This is a genomic window from Kribbella sp. NPDC055110 (assembly GCF_053607525.1).
Map to the genome: position 1 here is coordinate 25,452 of NZ_JBSGTS010000033.1, position 18,190 is coordinate 43,641.

The 18,190-nt window shown below is 68.4% G+C and carries 16 protein-coding genes; 14 read left to right on the forward strand and 2 right to left on the reverse strand.

From position 1 onward, the window contains the following. Positions 1-82 precede the first annotated feature (82 nt). The 9 genes from hutH (at position 83) to hutI (ending at position 11,408) form a co-directional block, all read left to right on the forward strand. Positions 83-1,624 (forward strand): histidine ammonia-lyase, encoded by a 1,542-nt coding sequence (gene hutH, locus ACWF0M_RS34070; protein ID WP_452239856.1) that lies wholly within the window; start codon positions 83-85, stop codon positions 1,622-1,624. A 15-nt stretch (positions 1,625-1,639) separates the two neighbouring features. Next, the gene (gene hutU / locus ACWF0M_RS34075) at positions 1,640-3,295 is read left to right on the forward strand and encodes a urocanate hydratase (protein WP_452239857.1); all 1,656 of its coding nucleotides are present in this window, start codon (positions 1,640-1,642) and stop codon (positions 3,293-3,295) included. A gap of 1,136 nt (positions 3,296-4,431) precedes the next feature. Beyond that, a complete protein-coding gene (locus ACWF0M_RS34080) occupies positions 4,432-5,436 on the forward strand; it encodes an ABC transporter ATP-binding protein (RefSeq protein WP_452239858.1) in 1,005 nt (334 codons plus the stop codon). After that, complete coding sequence (locus ACWF0M_RS34085; RefSeq protein ID WP_452239859.1) at positions 5,433-6,089, forward strand: ABC transporter permease; 657 nt, start codon at positions 5,433-5,435, stop codon at positions 6,087-6,089. Before ACWF0M_RS34080 ends, ACWF0M_RS34085 begins: the two co-directional genes overlap by 4 nt. A 1-nt stretch (position 6,090) precedes the next feature. Next, on the forward strand, positions 6,091-6,741 hold the full coding sequence (locus ACWF0M_RS34090; RefSeq protein WP_452239860.1) for an ABC transporter permease: 651 nt from the start codon (positions 6,091-6,093) through the stop codon (positions 6,739-6,741). A gap of 80 nt (positions 6,742-6,821) precedes the next feature. Then, complete coding sequence (locus ACWF0M_RS34095; protein ID WP_452239861.1) at positions 6,822-7,745, forward strand: ABC transporter substrate-binding protein; 924 nt, start codon at positions 6,822-6,824, stop codon at positions 7,743-7,745. Then, positions 7,742-8,929 carry an allantoate amidohydrolase gene (locus ACWF0M_RS34100; protein ID WP_452239862.1) on the forward strand — a complete coding sequence of 396 codons (1,188 nt, stop codon included), beginning with the start codon at positions 7,742-7,744 and terminating at the stop codon, positions 8,927-8,929. The genes ACWF0M_RS34095 and ACWF0M_RS34100 overlap by 4 nt, the downstream gene beginning before the upstream one ends. Then, entirely contained in the window at positions 8,926-10,248 is a 1,323-nt protein-coding gene (locus ACWF0M_RS34105; RefSeq protein ID WP_452239863.1) for a formimidoylglutamate deiminase, read from the forward strand. Before ACWF0M_RS34100 ends, ACWF0M_RS34105 begins: the two co-directional genes overlap by 4 nt. Then, positions 10,245-11,408, forward strand: coding sequence for an imidazolonepropionase (gene hutI / locus ACWF0M_RS34110; protein ID WP_452239864.1), 1,164 nt, complete (start codon positions 10,245-10,247; stop codon positions 11,406-11,408). Before ACWF0M_RS34105 ends, hutI begins: the two co-directional genes overlap by 4 nt. 62 nt (positions 11,409-11,470) lie before the next feature. On the opposite strand, the gene ACWF0M_RS34115 is transcribed toward hutI, so the two are convergent. Both ACWF0M_RS34115 and ACWF0M_RS34120 read right to left on the reverse strand, forming a co-directional pair. Further along, positions 11,471-12,346, reverse strand: coding sequence for a DUF559 domain-containing protein (locus tag ACWF0M_RS34115; RefSeq protein WP_452239865.1), 876 nt, complete (start codon positions 12,344-12,346; stop codon positions 11,471-11,473). Between the two features lie 194 nt (positions 12,347-12,540). Then, positions 12,541-13,002 (reverse strand): GNAT family N-acetyltransferase, encoded by a 462-nt coding sequence (locus tag ACWF0M_RS34120; RefSeq protein WP_452239866.1) that lies wholly within the window; start codon positions 13,000-13,002, stop codon positions 12,541-12,543. A 232-nt stretch (positions 13,003-13,234) separates the two neighbouring features. On the opposite strand from ACWF0M_RS34120, the gene dnaK reads away from it, so the two are divergent. From dnaK to ACWF0M_RS34145, 5 genes are all read left to right on the forward strand, one after another. Beyond that, positions 13,235-15,100, forward strand: coding sequence for a molecular chaperone DnaK (dnaK, locus tag ACWF0M_RS34125; RefSeq protein WP_452239867.1), 1,866 nt, complete (start codon positions 13,235-13,237; stop codon positions 15,098-15,100). Further along, entirely contained in the window at positions 15,097-15,786 is a 690-nt protein-coding gene (gene grpE / locus ACWF0M_RS34130) for a nucleotide exchange factor GrpE (protein ID WP_452239868.1), read from the forward strand. The genes dnaK and grpE overlap by 4 nt, the downstream gene beginning before the upstream one ends. A gap of 30 nt (positions 15,787-15,816) precedes the next feature. Beyond that, the gene (gene dnaJ / locus ACWF0M_RS34135; RefSeq protein WP_452239869.1) at positions 15,817-16,980 is read left to right on the forward strand and encodes a molecular chaperone DnaJ; all 1,164 of its coding nucleotides are present in this window, start codon (positions 15,817-15,819) and stop codon (positions 16,978-16,980) included. Continuing rightward, the gene (locus tag ACWF0M_RS34140) at positions 16,980-17,435 is read left to right on the forward strand and encodes a heat shock protein transcriptional repressor HspR (protein WP_327638528.1); all 456 of its coding nucleotides are present in this window, start codon (positions 16,980-16,982) and stop codon (positions 17,433-17,435) included. Before dnaJ ends, ACWF0M_RS34140 begins: the two co-directional genes overlap by 1 nt. Positions 17,436-17,648: 213 nt before the next feature. Then, positions 17,649-18,185, forward strand: a complete 537-nt coding sequence (locus ACWF0M_RS34145) for a GNAT family N-acetyltransferase (protein WP_452239870.1) — start codon at positions 17,649-17,651, stop codon at positions 18,183-18,185. Positions 18,186-18,190: the final 5 nt, after the last annotated feature.

Below are 18,190 nucleotides of genomic sequence, written 5' to 3' on the forward strand. Positions count from 1 at the left end.
TCGCGACGGTTGTCTCAGATTCGAGACGAATAGTGGTACGGCGCTGCTGTCCAGCAGCGATCCGGCGCGGTGCAATGTTCGGGTGGAACACATTGTGGATGTCGGCGTCGGACCGCTGACCCCGGCCGAAGTGGTCGCGGTCGCGAGGTACGGCGCGCAGGTACGGATCGACGACCAGGCCCTCGAGGAGATCGCGAAGTCGCGCGCCGCGATCGAGGCGCTGGCCCACGCGGACACCCCGCACTACGGGGTCTCGACCGGGTTCGGCGCACTCGCCACGCGGCACATCGCGCCGGAGCTCCGGGCGCAACTGCAGCGCAGCCTGATCCGCTCGCACGCGGCCGGCTCCGGTCCCGAGGTGGAGACCGAGGTCGTCCGGGCGCTGGCCCTGCTGCGCCTGTCGACGCTCGCCACCGGCCGCACCGGTGTGAAGGTCGAGACGGCCCAGGCGTACGCCGGTCTGCTCAACGCGCACCTGACGCCGGTGGTCCACGAGTACGGCAGCCTCGGATGCTCCGGCGACCTCGCCCCGCTGTCCCATGTCGCGCTCGCGATCCTGGGTGAGGGCAAGGTCCGCGATGCCGACGGCAATCTTCTCGACGCCGGCGAAGCGCTTCGGAAGCATGGTCTGACCCCGGTCGTGCTGGCCGAGAAGGAAGGCCTCGCGCTGATCAACGGGACCGACGGCATGCTCGGCATGCTGCTCCTCGCGCTCGCCGACCTCGACCGCCTGTTCAAGTCCGCCGACCTCGCCGCCGCGATGAGCGTCGAGGCCCAGCTCGCGACCGACCGGGTGTTCGCCGAGGACCTGCAGGCCCTGCGCCCGCACCCCGGCCAGGCCGCGTCCGCCGCCAACCTCCGCGCGATCCTCAAGGACAGCGCGATCGTCGCAAGCCATCGCGGTCCCGACTGCAACCGGGTGCAGGACGCCTACTCGCTGCGATGCTCGCCCCAGGTCCACGGCGCCGCCCGCGACACCGCCGCGCACGCCGCGAGCGTGGCCGGCCACGAGCTCGCCGCCGCGATCGACAACCCGGTCGTCCTCCCGGACGGACGGGTCGAGTCCAACGGCAACTTCCACGGCGCACCGATCGGGTACGTGCTCGACTTCCTCGCGATCGCCGTCGCGGACCTCGCCAGCATCAGCGAACGACGTACCGACCGTTTCCTCGACGTCGCCCGCAACCACGGGCTGAACGCGTTCCTGGCCGACGATCCGGGCGTCGACAGCGGCCACATGATCGCGCAGTACACGCAGGCCGCGATCGTCTCCGAGCTGAAGCGCCTCGCCGTACCCGCCAGCGTCGACTCGATCCCGAGCAGCGCGATGCAGGAGGACCACGTCTCGATGGGCTGGTCCGCCGCGCGCAAGCTGCGCAAGGCGGTCGACGGCCTGCAGCGGGTGCTGGCGATCGAGATCCTGACGGCCGCGCGGGCGCTCGACCTGCGCGCGCCGCTGGACCCGGCACCGGCCACCGCCGCCGTCCGGGCCGCCCTGCGGGAGTACGTCGAGGGTCCGGGTACCGACCGGCATCTCGCTCCCGAACTCGAGCACTCCGTCCGGCTCGTTGCCGACGGCACCTATGTCACCGCCGCCGAGACCGTCACCGGTCCGCTGAACTGAAAGGCTGGATCACCCATGTCCGGACCCCGTCCCGTCCGCGCGCCCCGCGGAACCACGCTGACCGCCCGCGGCTGGCAGCAGGAAGCCGCGCTGCGGATGCTGCAGAACAACCTCGACCCCGAGGTCGCCGAGCACCCTGACGAACTCGTCGTGTACGGCGGTTCCGGCAAGGCCGCCCGCGACTGGAACTCGTTCGACGCGATGGTGCGCACCCTGACCACGCTCAAGGACGACGAGACGATGCTCGTCCAGTCCGGCCGCCCGGTCGGCGTGATGCAGACGCACGAGTGGGCGCCGCGGGTGCTGATCGCGAACTCGAACCTGGTCGGCGACTGGGCCACCTGGGAGGAGTTCCGCAAGCTCGAGGCGATGGGGCTCACGATGTACGGCCAGATGACGGCCGGGTCGTGGATCTACATCGGCACGCAGGGCATCCTGCAGGGCACCTACGAGACCTTCGGCGCGGTCGCCGAGAAGAAGTTCGGCGGCACGCTGGCCGGGACGATCACGCTGACCGCCGGCCTCGGCGGTATGGGTGGTGCGCAGCCGCTGGCGGTCACGATGAACGACGGCGTCGCGATCTGTATCGACGTCGACTCCTCGCGGATCGACCGGCGCATCGAGCACCGCTACCTCGACGTACGGGCGTCGTCCGTGGACGAAGCGCTGCGGCTGGCGGAAGAGGCGAAGGCGGCGCGGCGGCCGTTGTCGATCGGTGTGCTCGGCAACGCGGCGACGATCGTGCCCGACCTGCTGAAGCGCGGTGCGCCGATCGACATCGTCACCGACCAGACGTCGGCGCACGACCCGCTGATGTACCTGCCGGTCGGGGTCGAGTTCGAGGACTGGGTGACCGCGCGCGAGAAGGACCCGGCCGGGTTCACCCAGCAGGCGCAGGAGTCGATGGCCCGGCACGTCGAGGCGATGGTCGGGTTCCAGGACGCGGGCGCCGAGGTGTTCGACTACGGCAACTCGATCCGGGACGAGGCGCGGAAGGCGGGGTACAGCCGCGCGTTCGAGTTCCCCGGCTTCGTGCCGGCGTACATCCGGCCGTTGTTCTGTGAAGGAAAAGGCCCGTTCCGGTGGGCGGCGCTGTCCGGCAACCCGGCGGACATCGCGAAGACGGACCAGGCGATCCTGGACCTGTTCCCGGACAACGAGCACCTCAGCCGGTGGATCAAGCTGGCCGGCGAGCGGGTCGCGTTCCAGGGGCTGCCGGCCCGGATCTGCTGGCTCGGCCAGGGCGAGCGCGACAAGGCCGGGCTGCGGTTCAACGACATGGTGGCCTCGGGTGAACTCGAGGCGCCGATCGTCATCGGTCGCGACCACCTGGACACCGGCAGCGTGGCCTCGCCGTACCGGGAGACCGAAGGCATGCTGGACGGCTCGGACGCGATCGCGGACTGGCCGTTGCTGAACGCGATGGTGAACGTGGCCAGCGGCGCGTCCTGGGTGTCGATCCACCACGGCGGCGGCGTCGGCATCGGCCGGTCGATCCACGCCGGCCAGGTGTCGGTTGCCGACGGCACCGATCTGGCCCGGCAGAAGCTGGAGCGGGTGCTCACCAACGACCCGGCGATGGGTGTCATCCGGCACGTCGACGCCGGCTACGACAAGGCTGTAGAGGTCGCTGACGACAAGGGCGTCAGGGTTCCGATGCGGGAGTCCTGAGCCGACCGGCGGGCGGCAGTGGCCAAGCAATGTCCGGGCCGCGATGTTGCGGTCGACAGTTTGTCAACGTGTGTCAGGAACAACGAGATCTCTGCCATCCGGCTTTGTGACACGAGGGGTGTCGATGAACTACCACCCGGGACCAGGGCGAACCGCCAGGTCTGCGTCGGATGATGCGAGCCCAGCGGTGCCGTCGAGCACGCTCCCCGGTTCCGATGTGCGAGATCGGAGCACGGGAAGCGCGACCTACCCCGTCGGACGACTTCTCTTCGCCTCAGGCCGGACCGACGACCCCTGTGACGAGTTATGGACTGTGCGGCCGACTCCGGCGTGGCATTCAATGCGGAGGGCAGATGGGTCAGCAGCGGAATGTTGCCTTAGGCCCGGTCTTGCTGTAGGTGGCAGTGTAGAGAACTCCGTTTCGGTAGAAGCCGACATGAGCCAGGGCATCCATGGACCACGTGCGCAATGTGCCGCCCGTGCCGCCGGGGCATGTGTACAGAAGGCCGAACGACTGGTTGACGTCTGCCGGCACCGAACGGTTCTCTCGTTGCACACTGTGGCTGCCGTACCAGGTGTCATAGCCGAGGTCGATAGTGATCCCCCCAGGGGCATTGCCGATGCACTTGAGCGTTGCCCACGCGTGTATGTAGTACGTCAGACGCTGCGGCGCGGCGACCGTAAGGGTGCACCCTCCCCAGGGAACGTGGCTCGTCGGAACGAGACGTACGGCGGTTGACGCTTGGGGTGCAGATACCGCCGCAGCCGGAGAGGCTGGCGATAACGCAAATGCGGCTAATAGCAGGACGAGACCAATGGACGTTGCATTGCGCCTCATGAATCCCCCTCCGTAGGCGAATATCACCGAAGCTACGCCCGCACACATGCTGAGTACACACCTCAGGTGTCGTGTGAATAATTGAATTCTTCAGGGTCGCGACGCTCACAGGCGGCACCGGTTGGCGCCGTTGGTCAGAAGCGAATGGCTGCATCGCCGGCGGAGATCGCTCTGTGGATGCGCGGTCCGTCACCTGAGACATGTTGTGGACCTGATTGGGCCTGACCTCGCTTCGCCTAGGATCGAGAACGCGGGTACCCAGCACCAATGCGGCCCCCGGCCGCCAGAAGGGGCGTCGATGATCGAGTTCGAGAGCGTCACCAAGAGGTACCCGGACGGTACAGTCGCGGTCGATGACCTGTCGCTCACAATCCCCAGCGGTCAGATCACGGTACTTGTCGGTCCGTCTGGATGCGGTAAGACGACATCATTGCGGATGATCAACCGCACCATCGAGCGGACCGGCGGGACGATCTCGATCGACGGCAAGGACATCAACACCGACGACCCCGTCACGCTGCGGCGTGGCATCGGGTACGTGATCCAGAACGCCGGCCTGTTCCCGCACAAGACGGTCGTAGACAACATCGCCACGGTGCCGAAGCTGCTGGGTTGGGACAAACGCCAGGCGCGCGGCACCGCGATGGAGCTGATCGAGCGCGTCGGCCTCGACCCCAAGCTCGCCGAGAGGTACCCGGCCCAGCTGTCCGGTGGCCAGCAGCAACGAGTCGGCGTCGCCCGCGCGCTGGCGGCCGATCCGCCCATCATGTTGATGGACGAACCGTTCAGTGCGGTCGACCCGATCGTCCGCAGTCAGCTACAGGAGGAGCTGCTCCGGCTGCAGCGCGACATCGGCAAGACGATCGTGTTCGTTACTCACGACATCGACGAAGCGATCAAGCTCGGCGACAACGTCGCGATTCTCCGGGTCGGCGGCAAGCTGGCCCAGTTCGCGCCGCCGGCCGAGCTGCTCGCCGATCCGGTCGACGACTTCGTCCGCGGCTTCGTCGGGCAGGACCGTGGTTACCGCGCGTTGACGTTTGTGTACGCGGACGATCTACCTGTGCAGCCGCTGCCGGCCGAGCTGGCGCTGCGGGACGGCGTACCGATCGGCTGGCGGAATGGGAGCGCCTCAGGCGAGCTGCTGCCGGTCGGCGCGGTCTTCAAACGTGGTGACTCGTTGCGGGCGGCGCTGGACGCCGTACTCACCTCGCCGAACGGTCGCGGCATCTGCGTGGACGACGACGGCAAGGCCATCGGCGTCATCGACCAGGCCACCGTTGCAGAGGCCTTGCTGTCATGACCTGGATCGGGGCGAACCTCGGCTTGATCTGGGAGCAGCTGCGCGAGCATCTCTACCTGGCGATCGTCCCGGTGATTCTCGGGCTGATCATTTCGGTGCCGCTCGGGTACGTCGCTACCCGGTACTCCTGGCTGGCGAATCCGCTGATCGCCGTCGGTGGCGTGTTGTACTCGCTGCCGTCGATCGCACTGTTCATCGTGCTGCCGGCGATCCTCGGTACCCACGTGCTGTCCACGGTCAACATCATTGTGGCGCTCACGATCTATACGGTCTCCTTGCTGATCCGCAACGTGATCGACGGACTCCGCTCCGTGCCGGCCGAGGTCCGGCAGTCGGCAGTCGCGGTCGGGTACGGCTCGATGCACCGGCTGATCGCTGTCGACCTGCCGATCGCCGTACCGGTGATCTTCACCGGCCTACGTGTGGTCACGGTGGCGAACATTTCGATGGTGAGTGTTGGTGCAGTGATCGGCATCGGTGGCCTGGGCGAGCTGTTCACGCTCGGCTTCGGGAAGGACTTCCTCACTCCGGTGGTGGTTGGCGTGGTGTTGTCATTGTTGCTGGCGCTGTGCGCCGACCTGATCCTGGTCACGTTGCAGCGGATCCTGACTCCGTGGGCACGCGTCGCGACTCCCGTGGCGGAGGTGGCTTGACATGTGGCAGTACCTCACCGATTCGTACAATTGGTCCGGGAACGAGGGGATCTGGGCGCGGATCGTGCAGCATGTCTGGTATACCTTCGCCGCTCTCGGGCTGTCTGCGGTGATCGCGTTGCCGATCGGGCTGCGGATCGGGCACACCCGCCGGGGGGCGTTCCTCGCGATCAACCTCGGCAACGCGGCCCGCGCCCTGCCGAGCCTCGGCCTGCTGATGCTTGCCGTACTGCTGACCAACCGGATCGACTTCCTCCCCGTGCTGATCGCGCTGGTCGCCCTCGGCATCCCGCCGATACTGGCCTCGACGTACGCCGGTCTGTCGGGTGTCGATCCGGCCACGATCGACGCCGCTCGGGGGATGGGCATGACGGGCCGCGAGATCCTGACCAAGGTGGAGATCCCGATCGCGATGCCGTTGATTATCTCCGGCGTCCGCAGCGCGACCCTGCAGATCGTGTCGACGGCGACGATCGCGGCGCTGGTGTCGCTCGGCGGTCTCGGTCGCTATGTGGTTGATGGGCTGAAGCTGCGTGACTTCCCGCAGATGTTCACCGGCGCGCTGCTGGTGGCCCTGCTCGCCTTGCTGCTCGACGCGGTGTTCGCGCTGATCGGTCGGATCACCGTCTCCGAAGGACTGAAACTCGGCTGAACTGTCCGACGAACCTGACACCCTCTGAGATACATCCATCGGCACCGGTCGATGGCTGAACGAGAACACTGGAGGCTCTCGTGTTGAGATCCACACTCATCCGTACTGCGATCGCCGGGGTGGCGGTGCTCGGCCTGGCTGGTTGTGGGGGTGGGGGCGACCAGCTCGGCAGCGGCAACGCGGGGTCCTCGCCCGCGCCGTCCAAGGTGACCAGCATCACCGTCGGGTCCGCCGACTTCTCCGAGAGCCAGCTGCTGGCGGAGATCTACGGTCAGGCCCTGGCAGCCAAGGGCATCGAGGTGAAGAAGCATTCGAACATCGGCAACCGCGAGACCTACATGGCCGCCGTGAAGGACGCGTCCCTCGACCTGGTGCCGGAGTACACCGGCGCCGCGCTGGCGTACTTCGACAAGAACTCCACCGAGACAGACCCCGAGAAGGCGTACGACGCGCTGAAGGCGGCGCTGCCGTCCGGGCTCGAGGTGCTGGACAAGTCGCCGGCAGCCGACGAGGACACGATCGTCGTCACCAAGGCGACCGCGGACAAGTACAGCCTGAAGTCGCTGGCTGACCTGAAGGGCAAGAACCTGATCGCGGGCGGTAGCTCCGAGTTCAAGGTCCGGTCGGCGGGCCTGAAGGGGCTGAAGGAGAAGTACGGCGTCGAGTTCAAGGAATACAAGACGCTGGACGCGGGCGGTCCGCTGAGCATCAAGGCGCTCGAGGACAACCAGATCCAGGTGACGAACCTGTTCACCACCCAGTCGGTCATCAAGGACCAGGGCCTGGTGCAGCTCGACGATCCTGAGAAGATCCTGCCGCCGAACAACATCGTTCCGTTGATCCGGACCGACCACAAGTCCGACGACGTCGTCGCCACGCTGAACGCCGTCGACGCCAAGCTGACCACGGACGCGCTGACCGACCTGGTCAAGCGGATCGACGTCGGCAAGGAGAGTGCGGACGCGGTCGCGAAGGACTGGCTGTCGAAGAACCCACTGTCTTGAGCTTCGAATCCCTCTGGGCGGACGAGTCCGCGATCGGCCGCCACACGGACACCGGCGGCTACACCCGCGGCGGTTGGTCTCCCACCGAACGCGAGGCGACGCACTGGTTCCTGGACCAGTGCGCCGCCCGCAACCTGCAGGTCGAGTCCGACGGAATCGGCAACCTCATCGCGTGGTGGGGTGCCTCCGACGGACCTGGTGTGGTCACCGGGAGCCATCTGGACTCGGTGATCGACGGCGGGGCGTTCGACGGGCCGCTCGGTGTCGTGTCGGCGCTGGCGGCAGTGGACCAGTTGCGGGCAGAGGGATTCGAGCCAGGGGTGCCGATCGGCATCGGGGCGTTCGTGGAGGAAGAAGGCTCGCGGTTCGGGATGCCCTGTCTGGGCTCCCGGGTCGCGGCCGGAGTGTTGTCCGCCGAGAAGGCCCTGCAGTTGAAGGATCGGGCCGGCGTCGGGCTGGGGGAGGCCTTGGAGAAGGCCGGTCTCGACCCGGCCGGAGTCGGCCCGTCGCCGTTGCTGCGGCGGATGGGGACGTTCGTCGAGTTGCACGTGGAGCAGGGGCGCGGTCTGACCGCACCGGTGGGTGTGGCCAGCTCGATCTGGCCGCACGGGCGGTTCCGGTTCACGTTCGGTGGTGAGGCCAACCATGCCGGTACGACGCTGATGGAGGATCGGCACGACCCGATGCTCACGTACGCGATGACCGCCCTCGCCGCCAACAAGCAGGCCCGGCTCGCCGGTGCCCGCGCAACGTTCGGCCGGCTGTCCGTGGAGCCCAACGGGACCAACGCCGTACCGTCCCAGGTCACTGCCTGGCTCGACGCCCGGGCCGCCGACACCGCCACCCTCGAATCGTTGCTCGCAGCAATCACTAAGCAGGCGACAGAACGCGCTGAGCGCGACGGTACGACGCTCGAGGTGACACCCGAGTCGGTGTCCCCGATCGTCGACTTCCCGGCCGGGTTGCGGGACCGGTTGGTGAATGTGCTCGACGGCGCACCGGTGCTGCCGACCGGCGCAGGGCACGACGCGGGCGTGTTCTCCGACGCCGGGATCCCGACCGCGATGCTGTTCGTTCGCAACCCGACGGGCGTCTCGCATTCCCCGGCGGAGTACGCCGAGATGGACGACTGCCTGGCCGGCGTCGACGCATTGGCCGCCGTACTGAAGGACCTCGCCAAGTGACGTCGTACTGGTGCGAGACCGCTCTTCTTCCCGACGGTCTCGCTGGACGAGTTCTGGTGTCGGTGGTCGACGGCCGATTCGCCTCGGTGGCGGCTGGTGTTGACCCCGGCGACGCCCAGGTGCTGAACGGCCTCGTCGTCCCCGGTCTCGCGAACTGCCACAGTCACGCGTTCCACCGGGCGCTCCGCGGCCGGACGCAGACCGAGCGCGGTACGTTCTGGACCTGGCGCGAGCAGATGTACGCCGTCGCCGCCGCGCTCACCCCCGACACGTACTACGAGCTCGCGAAGGCCGTGTACGCCGAGATGCTGCTCGCCGGGATCACCGCGGTCGGCGAATTCCACTACTTGCACCACGCACCCGGCGGCCATCGGTACGACGACGCGAACGCCATGGGTACGGCGCTGATCGCGGCGGCTCGTGACGCCGGCCTCCGGATCGCGCTGCTCGACACCTGCTACCTCGCGGGCGGGATCGACCAGCCGCTCAACGAGGTCCAGCAACGCTTCAGCGACGGCGACGCCACCGCGTGGGCCTCCCGGGTCGCCGAGCTCGCCGGTGGTGGTACTGGCGCTGGCGATGTCGTGATCGGTGCGGCGGCGCATTCGGTGCGCGGCGTTCCGCAGGATCAGCTCGGTGCGGTCGCGTCGGCGTTTCCCGACGTACCGCTGCATATCCACCTGTCCGAGCAGGTCGCCGAGAACGAGGCCTGCCTCGCGGCGTACGGCCGGACCCCGACGCAGGTCCTCGACGAGGCCGGATTCCTCAGCGGGCGGACGAGTGCGGTGCATGCGACGCACCTGACCCCGGTCGACATCGGGCTGCTCGGGAGCTCCGCGACGTACTCCTGCTTCTGCCCCACCACCGAGCGCGATCTCGCGGACGGGATCGGTCCGTCGGTGCAGCTGCGGGACGCGGGCTCGCCGCTGACGCTCGGCTCGGACAGCCATGCGGTGATCGACCTGTTCGAGGAGATGCGAGCCGTCGAACTGGACGAACGCCTCGCGTCGCAGGAGCGCGGGCACTGGTCCGCAGCAGAGCTCCTCAAGGCGGCAACTGTCGACGGCCACCGCTCGATCGGCTTCGAGGACGCGGGGGTGATCGCGCCCGGCGCCCGCGCCGACCTCGTCGCGGTCCGCCTCGACAGCGTCCGTACGGCGGGCACCGGAGGCACTGCGGAGACAGCCGTGTTCGCCGCGACGGCCGCGGACGTCACCGATGTAGTGGTCTCCGGCCGGCGGGTGGTTGCCGCGGGCAAGCATCAGACAATCGATGTGGGATCTGCCCTGTCCACCTCGATCGCGGCGGTGACCTCATGAGCTCACTCCTGCTGACCGGTATCGGGTCGTTGGTGACCAACGACCCCGCTCACGGCGGGCTGCTCGGTGAGCTCCACGACGCGGCGCTCGTGATCGATGGGAGCACTGTCGCGTGGGTCGGATCGCGGCGCGAGGCGCCGGCGGCCGACAGTGCGGTCGACCTCGGCGGGCGGGCGGTGATCCCGGGATTCGTCGACTCGCACTCGCATCTGGTGTTCGCGGGTGATCGGGCCGAGGAGTTCGCGGCCCGCATGACCGGTACGCCGTACTCCGCCGGCGGCATCCGCACCACGGTGGCGGCGACCCGCGCGGCCACCGACGAGCAGTTGACCGCCAACGTGGCCCGCCTCGTCGCCGAGATGCGCCGCCAGGGGACGACGACCGTCGAGATCAAGTCCGGGTACGGGCTGACGGTCGCGGACGAGGCGCGGGCGCTGCGGATCGCGGGGCAGTTCACCGACGAGACGACGTACCTCGGCGCGCACGTCGTACCGGCCGACTACGCGGACGACCCGGCCGGGTACGTGGCGCTGGTGACCGGGCCGATGCTCGACGCGGCCGCCAAGCACTCGAAGTGGGTCGATGTCTTCGTCGAGCGCGGCGCGTTCGACGCGGACCAAGGCCGGGCGATCCTGCAGGCGGGGATCGCGCGCGGGCTGCAGGCACGCGTACACGCCAACCAGCTCGGCGAAGGCCCCGGCGTCCAACTCGCCGCCGAGGTCGGCGCCGCCTCGGCAGATCACTGCACCTATCTCACCGATGCCGACGTCGATGCCCTCGCCTCGAGCGGGGTGGTCGCCGGCCTCCTGCCCGCGATCGAGTTCTCCACCAGGTCGCCGTACCCGAACGCCCGCCGCCTCCTGGACGCCGGCGTCACTGTAGCCCTCGCCACCGACTGCAACCCCGGCTCCGGCTACTCGTCCTCCATGCCCTTCTGCATCGCGCTCGCAGTCCGCGAAATGCACATGACCCCCGCCGAAGCCCTCTGGTCCGCCACCGCCGGCGGAGCCGCCTCCCTCCGCCGCCCCGACCTAGGCCACCTAACCCCCGGCACCCAAGCCAACCTGGCGGTCCTGGACGCCCCCACCTACCTACACCTCGCCTACCGCCCCGCCGTCCCCCTGGTCACCCAAACGTTCCTTGGTGGGCGACTGGCGTGAGGGCGGACCGCTCCCACTCACCAACCTCGCGTTATCTGACCGCCGCACGCTCAGCTGTCGACTCAGGCGGCGCGCAGCAGGCGCTTACTGAGTGGCGGAAGTCCGGCAGCCCGCTCGATCGTGGCGACCACCCAGTCGGGGTCGTACATGATGTCCTCCCAGCTGAAGCGGAGCACCCGCCAGCCGCGGACCGTCAGGTTCGCCTGCCGGCGGCAGTCCTTGACCAGCGCCCGCCGAGTGCCGTGGAACGCGAACCCGTCCGCCTCGAGACCGAGGAGAAGCTGGGTATTGCCCAGGTCGAGGCGAGCCGAGAACTCCGCGTCCCGCACGAGCACCTGAGGCACGAAGCCTTCGAGGCCCGCTTCGATCAACAAGGCTCGCAAGACCGATTCCAGGACTGACTCTGCCCGGCCGTCCGCCAACGCGACGACCTGCTGGATGCGCCGGCGGTGTGGTCCTCGAAGCCGCCCCGCCGCATCGAGGAGCAGGTCATGCTCGACACACCGCGTTCGTAAGGCTGAGTCCGCTATCGCGAGCCCTTCGCCCAGCGGCACGATGCGGAGGCAGTCCAGGACGGTCCGAAGCGGGGTGGTGACGTCGTCCAGCGCGGGAACATCCGCCCAGTGCAGGACGCAGGGCAGCCCGGTGCGTCGCCGGACCCGGCCCGGCGGAAGAGTGACGTGCGGCTGAACGGGCGGGTTGATCACCCCGAGACCCCAGTGCTGCGCGGCGCTGAGATGCGAGACGACACCGCCGTGACTTCGTGCCGCGGTCAGCGCTGGCGGTGCGGCCCGCACCGCGTAGACGCCCTTCGCCACCCGGTCGATCGCACCTGACGTGAGCGCGTTGCGGATGGCGCGCGCGGACACGACCGCGCGAAGGTCCGCGAACGTCGCCGATCCGCCGCGCCTACCGATCACCTCTGTCACGTCTGGCATGAATCCATGATGGAGAGTTTCCGCGGCTCGGGGTCAGCGTTGTCCACAGGCGGACCGCCACCACTCAGTAAGCAGGCCATCTTCGAGGCGCTCGCGCTCAAGTTGGCGCGCGAGGAGCGGCTCACGGCGGTTTGGTGAGTGGTGGCGGTCCGCCCAACCACATCCACCAGCACCGCCGCCCGCCTCCTGGCGTCCTACTCCGACAGATCCTTCGCCAACAGGGCAGTCGCGGTGCCGTTGGGGAGGCGTTGTTTGGCTACTTCTACGTAGCCTCGGGTGTTGTGGAAGGTGATGGCGGGGGTGTTGGTGGGGACGGCGGCTACGGTGCGGTCGAACGGTTTGGCGGCGCGTTCGATGGCTCGGTAGACCTGGGTGGCGATGCCGGTGCGTCGGTGTTCGGGGGCGACCACGATCCGCTCGATGAGCAGGAAGCGGTCGGCGTACGGGCGGGTGAACGCCTCGTACGCCAGCCCGTCGTACGCCGAACCGGGGGTGAACGTGAGGACGAAGCTGGCGGGTACGCCGTCCAGGTCGACGACGACGGCGTGGGCGGCGATCAGCCGGAGCCAGTCCAGGCGGTCGGCGCTGAGGGGTTCGACAAGACCTTCCGCGGTGCCGTTCAGCGCGAGGACCGCGCCGAGGTCGGCTGCGGTCATCGGGCGGAGTATCACAGTGATCAGGATCGCACGGTAAACGTTTGCTTCACGAGGGGTCGCCCTGGTCGCACCCTGGTCGGGACCCCGAAATCGGGGGTTGCTCTTGGGAATGACCTGGCCGTCGTGCAATGTTGAGCCTAGTGAACTCAAGTTTGTTCGGTCACGGATTTGAACCGAGGCGGACGAACGGGCAACATTGAGTCTGCATCACTCAACTTCGTGGAGGTAAAGAATGGCCCGCGCGGTCGGAATCGATCTCGGTACGACGAACTCCGTCATCGCCGTACTGGAAGGTGGCGAGCCCACCGTCATCCCCAACGCCGAGGGAGCGCGTACGACGCCCTCGGTGGTGGCCTTCGCCAAGAACGGCGAGGTCCTGGTCGGCGAGGTGGCGAAGCGCCAGGCCACCACGAACGTCGACCGCACCATCCGCTCGGTCAAGCGCCACATGGGCGAGGCCTGGAGCGTCGACATCGACGGCAAGAAGTTCACGCCGCAGCAGATCAGCGCGTTCGTGCTGCAGAAGCTGAAGCGGGACGCCGAGGCGTACCTCGGGGAGCAGGTCACGGACGCGGTCATCACCGTGCCGGCGTACTTCTCCGACGCGCAGCGCCAGGCGACCAAGGAGGCCGGCGAGATCGCAGGCCTGAAGGTGCACCGGATCGTCAACGAGCCGACCGCGGCCGCGCTCGCCTACGGCCTGGACAAGGGCACCGAGCAGACCATCCTGGTCTTCGACCTCGGCGGCGGCACGTTCGACGTCTCGCTGCTGGAGATCGGCGACGGTGTCTTCGAGGTGAAGGCGACCAGCGGTGACAACCACCTCGGTGGTGACGACTGGGACGCGCGCATCGTGCAGTGGCTGGTGACTCAGTTCAAGAACAAGTTCGGCACCGACCTGTCCGGCGACAAGATGGCCATGCAGCGCCTCACCGAGGCCGCCGAGAAGGCCAAGATCGAGCTGTCCGCCGCGGCCGAGACCACGATCCACCTGCCGTACCTGAGCCTGACCGAGTCCGGCCCGCTGCACCTGGAGGAGAAGCTCTCCCGGGCAGAGTTCCAGAAGATGACCAACGACCTGCTCGAGCGCGCCCGCGCGCCGTTCAAGGCCGTCATCAAGGACGCCGGCATCGACGTGTCGAAGATCGACCACGTGATCCTGGTCGGCGGTTCGACCCGGATGCCCGCGGTCGCCGAGCTGGTCAAGGAGCTGACCGGCGGCAAGGACCCGAACAAGGGTGTGAACCCGGACGAGGTCGTCGCGGTCGGCGCCTCCCTGCAGGCCGGTGTGCTGAAGGGTGAGGTCAAGGACGTCCTGCTGCTCGACGTGACCCCGCTGAGCCTCGGTATCGAGACCAAGGGCGGCGTGTTCACCAAGATCATCGAGCGCAACACCACGATCCCGACCAAGGGCTCGGAGATCTTCACCACGGCCGAGGACAACCAGCCATCGGTGATGATCCAGGTGTACCAGGGCGAGCGCGAGATGGCCCGCGACAACAAGTCGCTCGGCAACTTCGAGCTGACCGGCCTGCCGCCGGCGCCGCGGAACGTGCCGCAGATCGAGGTCACCTTCGACATCGACGCGAACGGCATCGTGCACGTGAACGCCAAGGACCTGGCCACCGGCAAGGAGCAGCGGATGACGGTGACGGGCGGCTCCGCGCTGCCGAAGACCGACATCGACCAGATGGTCCGTGACGCCGAGCAGTACGCCGAGGAGGACCGGCAGCGCCGCGAGGCGGTGGAGAACCGCAACCAGGCGGAGTCGTTGGTCTACCAGACCGAGAAGTTCCTGCAGGAGAACGAGGACAAGGTTCCCGACGACGTCAAGACCGAGGTCAAGGACGCCGTCGCCGAGCTGAAGAAGGCCCTCGAGGGTGAGGACGCCGACGCGGTCAAGGCCGCCTCGGAGAAGCTCGCCCAGTCCAGCCAGAAGATGGGTGCCGCGATGTACGCGAACGCCCAGGCCGCCGGCGGCTCGACTGCCGACGGCGCCACCTCCGAGGACACGGCCAGCAGCAGTAACGACGACGATGTCGTCGACGCCGAGATCGTGGACGAGGACCGGCCGCAGGACAAGACGGAGGACAAGTGACGGATCGACCGACTGGCAGCGAGTTCGGTGACGGCGAGCCCGTCATCCGGGACAAGCGCCGGATCGACCCGGAAACCGGCAAGCTGCGGGAGCCTGCGGACCAGTCCGCGGCTCCCGCGCCGGGGGGCCCGAGCGGTCAGCCGCCGCGGGACCCGTCCGACCTGATCGGTCCGTCCGCCCAGGAAGCCCTGCTGACCGAGGCGCTCGCCGAGCGTACGGCGGACCTGCAGCGACTGCAGGCCGAGTACGTGAACTACAAGCGCCGCGTGGATCGTGAGCGGGAAGCCTCGCGCGAGCTCGTGATCGGCACGGTGCTCTCCGAGCTGCTCGGGATCCTGGACGACGTCGGCCGGGCCCGCGAAGCCGGTGAGCTCGAGGGCGCCTTCAAGGCCGTCGCCGAGTCGCTGGAGCGGGTCACCGAGAAGCTCGGCCTGGAGAAGTTCGGCGAGAAGGGCGACCCCTTCGACCCGCGGATCCACGAGGCCCTGCTGCACAACTACTCCGACGAGGTCGACGGTCCGACCGCGACGATGATCATGCAGCCGGGCTACCGCCACGGTGAGCGGATCCTGCGGGCGGCGCGAGTGGCCGTGTCGGAGCCGACCGAACAACTGCCGGGGGACGCCGCGCAGGCCGACGTACCGGCGGAGAGCACTGATGAAGACGCGGACAGGTCCGCGGAGTAGTACCGACCACGACGGGAGGGGAGGTGCCGGATGAGCCAGAAGGACTGGATCGAGAAGGACTTCTACAAGATTCTCGGCGTCTCCAAGACCGCCGAGGCCGACGAGATCAAGAAGGCCTACCGCAAGCTGGCCCGGCAGTACCACCCTGATTCGAACGCCGGGGACACCAAGGCGGAGGCCAAGTTCAAGGAGGTCTCCGAGGCGTACGACGTCGTCGGCGACCCGAAGAAGCGCAAGGAGTACGACGAGGCGCGCCGGCTGTTCGGCAGCGGCGGCTTCCGGATGCCGACCGGCAGCGGTCAGGGCGGGGGCTTCGACTTCAACGTCGGCGACCTGTTCAACCGCGGCGGCCAGGGCGGCGGGAGCGGGCTCGGCGACATCCTGGGCGGCATGTTCGGCGGTGGTGGCCGGACCACGACCACCACGACGGCCCGTCCGCGGCGTGGCCAGGACATCGAGACCGAGGCGACGATCGAGTTCGCCGAGGCCGTGAACGGTGTCACGGTCGGGCTCCGGATGACCAGCGACGAGCCGTGCGCGACGTGTCGCGGTACCGGTGCGAAGTACGGCACTGTGCCGAAGGTCTGCCTGAAGTGCGAAGGCACGGGTATGCAGACCTCGGTGCAGGGTGGCGTGTTCGCGATGACCGAGCCGTGCACCGAGTGCAAGGGTCGCGGTCTGGTCGTCGACCAGCCGTGCGAGACCTGCCACGGCTCCGGTCGCGGCCAGTCGAGCAAGACCATGCAGGTGCGCATCCCCGCGGGCGTGCAGGACGGTCAGCGGATCCGCCTGAAGGGCAAGGGCGCGGCCGGCGAACGGGGTGGCCCTGCGGGCGACCTCTACGTCACCGTGCACGTCAAGCCGCACCGGATCTTCGGCCGGCAGGGCGAGCACCTGACGCTGAACGTCCCGGTGAGTTTCACCGAGGCGGCGCTGGGTGCCGAGATCAAGGTTCCGACCCTGGACGGCCTGCCCGTCACGGTCCGGATCCCTGCAGGTACGGCGAACGGGAGCAAGCTGCGCGTTCGCGGTAAGGGATCGGTACGGCGGGACGGGACCAAGGGCGACCTGATGCTGACGCTCGAAGTGCAGGTTCCGCACGAGTTGACCGACGAGCAGAAGACGAAGCTGCAGGAGTTCAACTCCGCGTCGGATCATCCTGATCTGCGGGCCGGGTTGTTCGGGAGCTCGTGATGGGTATCCCGTTCAGCCAGGTGCCGACCTGGGACGACCGCACCCCGATCTACGTGATCTCGGTGGCGGCCCAGCTGGCCGGCATGCATCCGCAGACGTTGCGCCAGTACGACCGGCTCGGCCTGGTGGTGCCGAGCCGGGCGTCCGGCCGCGGCCGGCGGTACTCGGCGTACGACGTGGCGAGGCTGCGTTATGTGCAGCATTTGTCCCAGGAAGAGGGCGTCAACCTCGCGGGGATTCGCCATGTCCTCGCGCTACAGTCAGAGGTGGAGGACCTGCGTCAGCGGGTCAACCAGCTCCTGGCCGAAGTCCAGCGCGGTGTCGGCGCCTCCCGGCGTCCAGCCGCCAGCCGGGTCTTCTCGGCCGGTCCCGCGGGCGACGTGATCGCCATGGGCCGGCAGCAGACCACAACGCGATGGATCCGCACCCAGCCCCTGGAACTCGGCTCTCGCTGATCCCCCGCCCCGAAGCTGCCGGAGGCGATCCGAACCCCCTCGGAGCCTCCGGCCCTCCGGTGGAGGTCGTCGTTCCCCCACGACGCCTCCACAAGTCGAAGGTGCGCGATCCCCCCAGCGCCCTTCGGCCACCGCAGGGTGGTCCGTTCCAGGACCGCCCTGCGGTTCTCTTGTTGCTGTTGTCTTCCGGCGAGCACCGCATACCCTGGCGGGGTGACGCTGAAGCTGGAGACCGACCGGCTGCTGATCCGGGACTGGGTGGAAGACGACGCCGACGCCGCGCTGGAGATCTTTGGCTCCGCCGACGTGGCGCCCTGGCTGTCACCGGCTATCGACAAGGTGCCTGATGCCCCGACGATGCGGCTGATCCTGCAGTCCTGGATCGAGGCGCAACCGAACTTCGTCGTACCCGCGGGCCGCTGGGCGGTCACGCGCCGGGACGACGGTGAGGTGGTCGGCGCGTTGCTGATCCGCCTGCTGCCGCCGTACGAGGAGGATCTCGAGATCGGCTGGCAGCTGCGGCCGAGCGCGTGGGGTTTCGGGTACGCGACCGAGGCCAGCCGTGCGTTGATGGCCTGGGCGTTCACCGGCGGCGAGGTCGACGAGCTGTTCGCCGTCGCGCGGCCGGCCAACAAGCGCGCGATCGCGACGGCGCGACGGATCGGCATGGAGTGGGTCGGCGAGACCGACAAGTACTACGACCTGAATCTGCAGGTGTACCGGATCCGCGCCTCGGAGTTCACCACCTGATCCTG

What these genes read in the sequence shown, in the direction of transcription:
- hutU (WP_452239857.1), top strand. Translation starts at nt 1,640, where the DNA reads ATGTCCGGACCCCGTCCCGTCCGCGCGCCCCGCGGAACCACGCTGACC.
- ACWF0M_RS34080 (WP_452239858.1), top strand. Translation starts at nt 4,432, where the DNA reads ATGATCGAGTTCGAGAGCGTCACCAAGAGGTACCCGGACGGTACAGTC.
- ACWF0M_RS34085 (WP_452239859.1), top strand. Translation starts at nt 5,433, where the DNA reads ATGACCTGGATCGGGGCGAACCTCGGCTTGATCTGGGAGCAGCTGCGC.
- ACWF0M_RS34090 (WP_452239860.1), top strand. Translation starts at nt 6,091, where the DNA reads ATGTGGCAGTACCTCACCGATTCGTACAATTGGTCCGGGAACGAGGGG.
- hutI (WP_452239864.1), top strand. Translation starts at nt 10,245, where the DNA reads ATGAGCTCACTCCTGCTGACCGGTATCGGGTCGTTGGTGACCAACGAC.
- ACWF0M_RS34115 (WP_452239865.1), bottom strand. Translation starts at nt 12,346, where the DNA reads ATGCCAGACGTGACAGAGGTGATCGGTAGGCGCGGCGGATCGGCGACG.
- ACWF0M_RS34120 (WP_452239866.1), bottom strand. Translation starts at nt 13,002, where the DNA reads ATGACCGCAGCCGACCTCGGCGCGGTCCTCGCGCTGAACGGCACCGCG.
- dnaK (WP_452239867.1), top strand. Translation starts at nt 13,235, where the DNA reads ATGGCCCGCGCGGTCGGAATCGATCTCGGTACGACGAACTCCGTCATC.
- dnaJ (WP_452239869.1), top strand. Translation starts at nt 15,817, where the DNA reads ATGAGCCAGAAGGACTGGATCGAGAAGGACTTCTACAAGATTCTCGGC.
- ACWF0M_RS34140 (WP_327638528.1), top strand. Translation starts at nt 16,980, where the DNA reads ATGGGTATCCCGTTCAGCCAGGTGCCGACCTGGGACGACCGCACCCCG.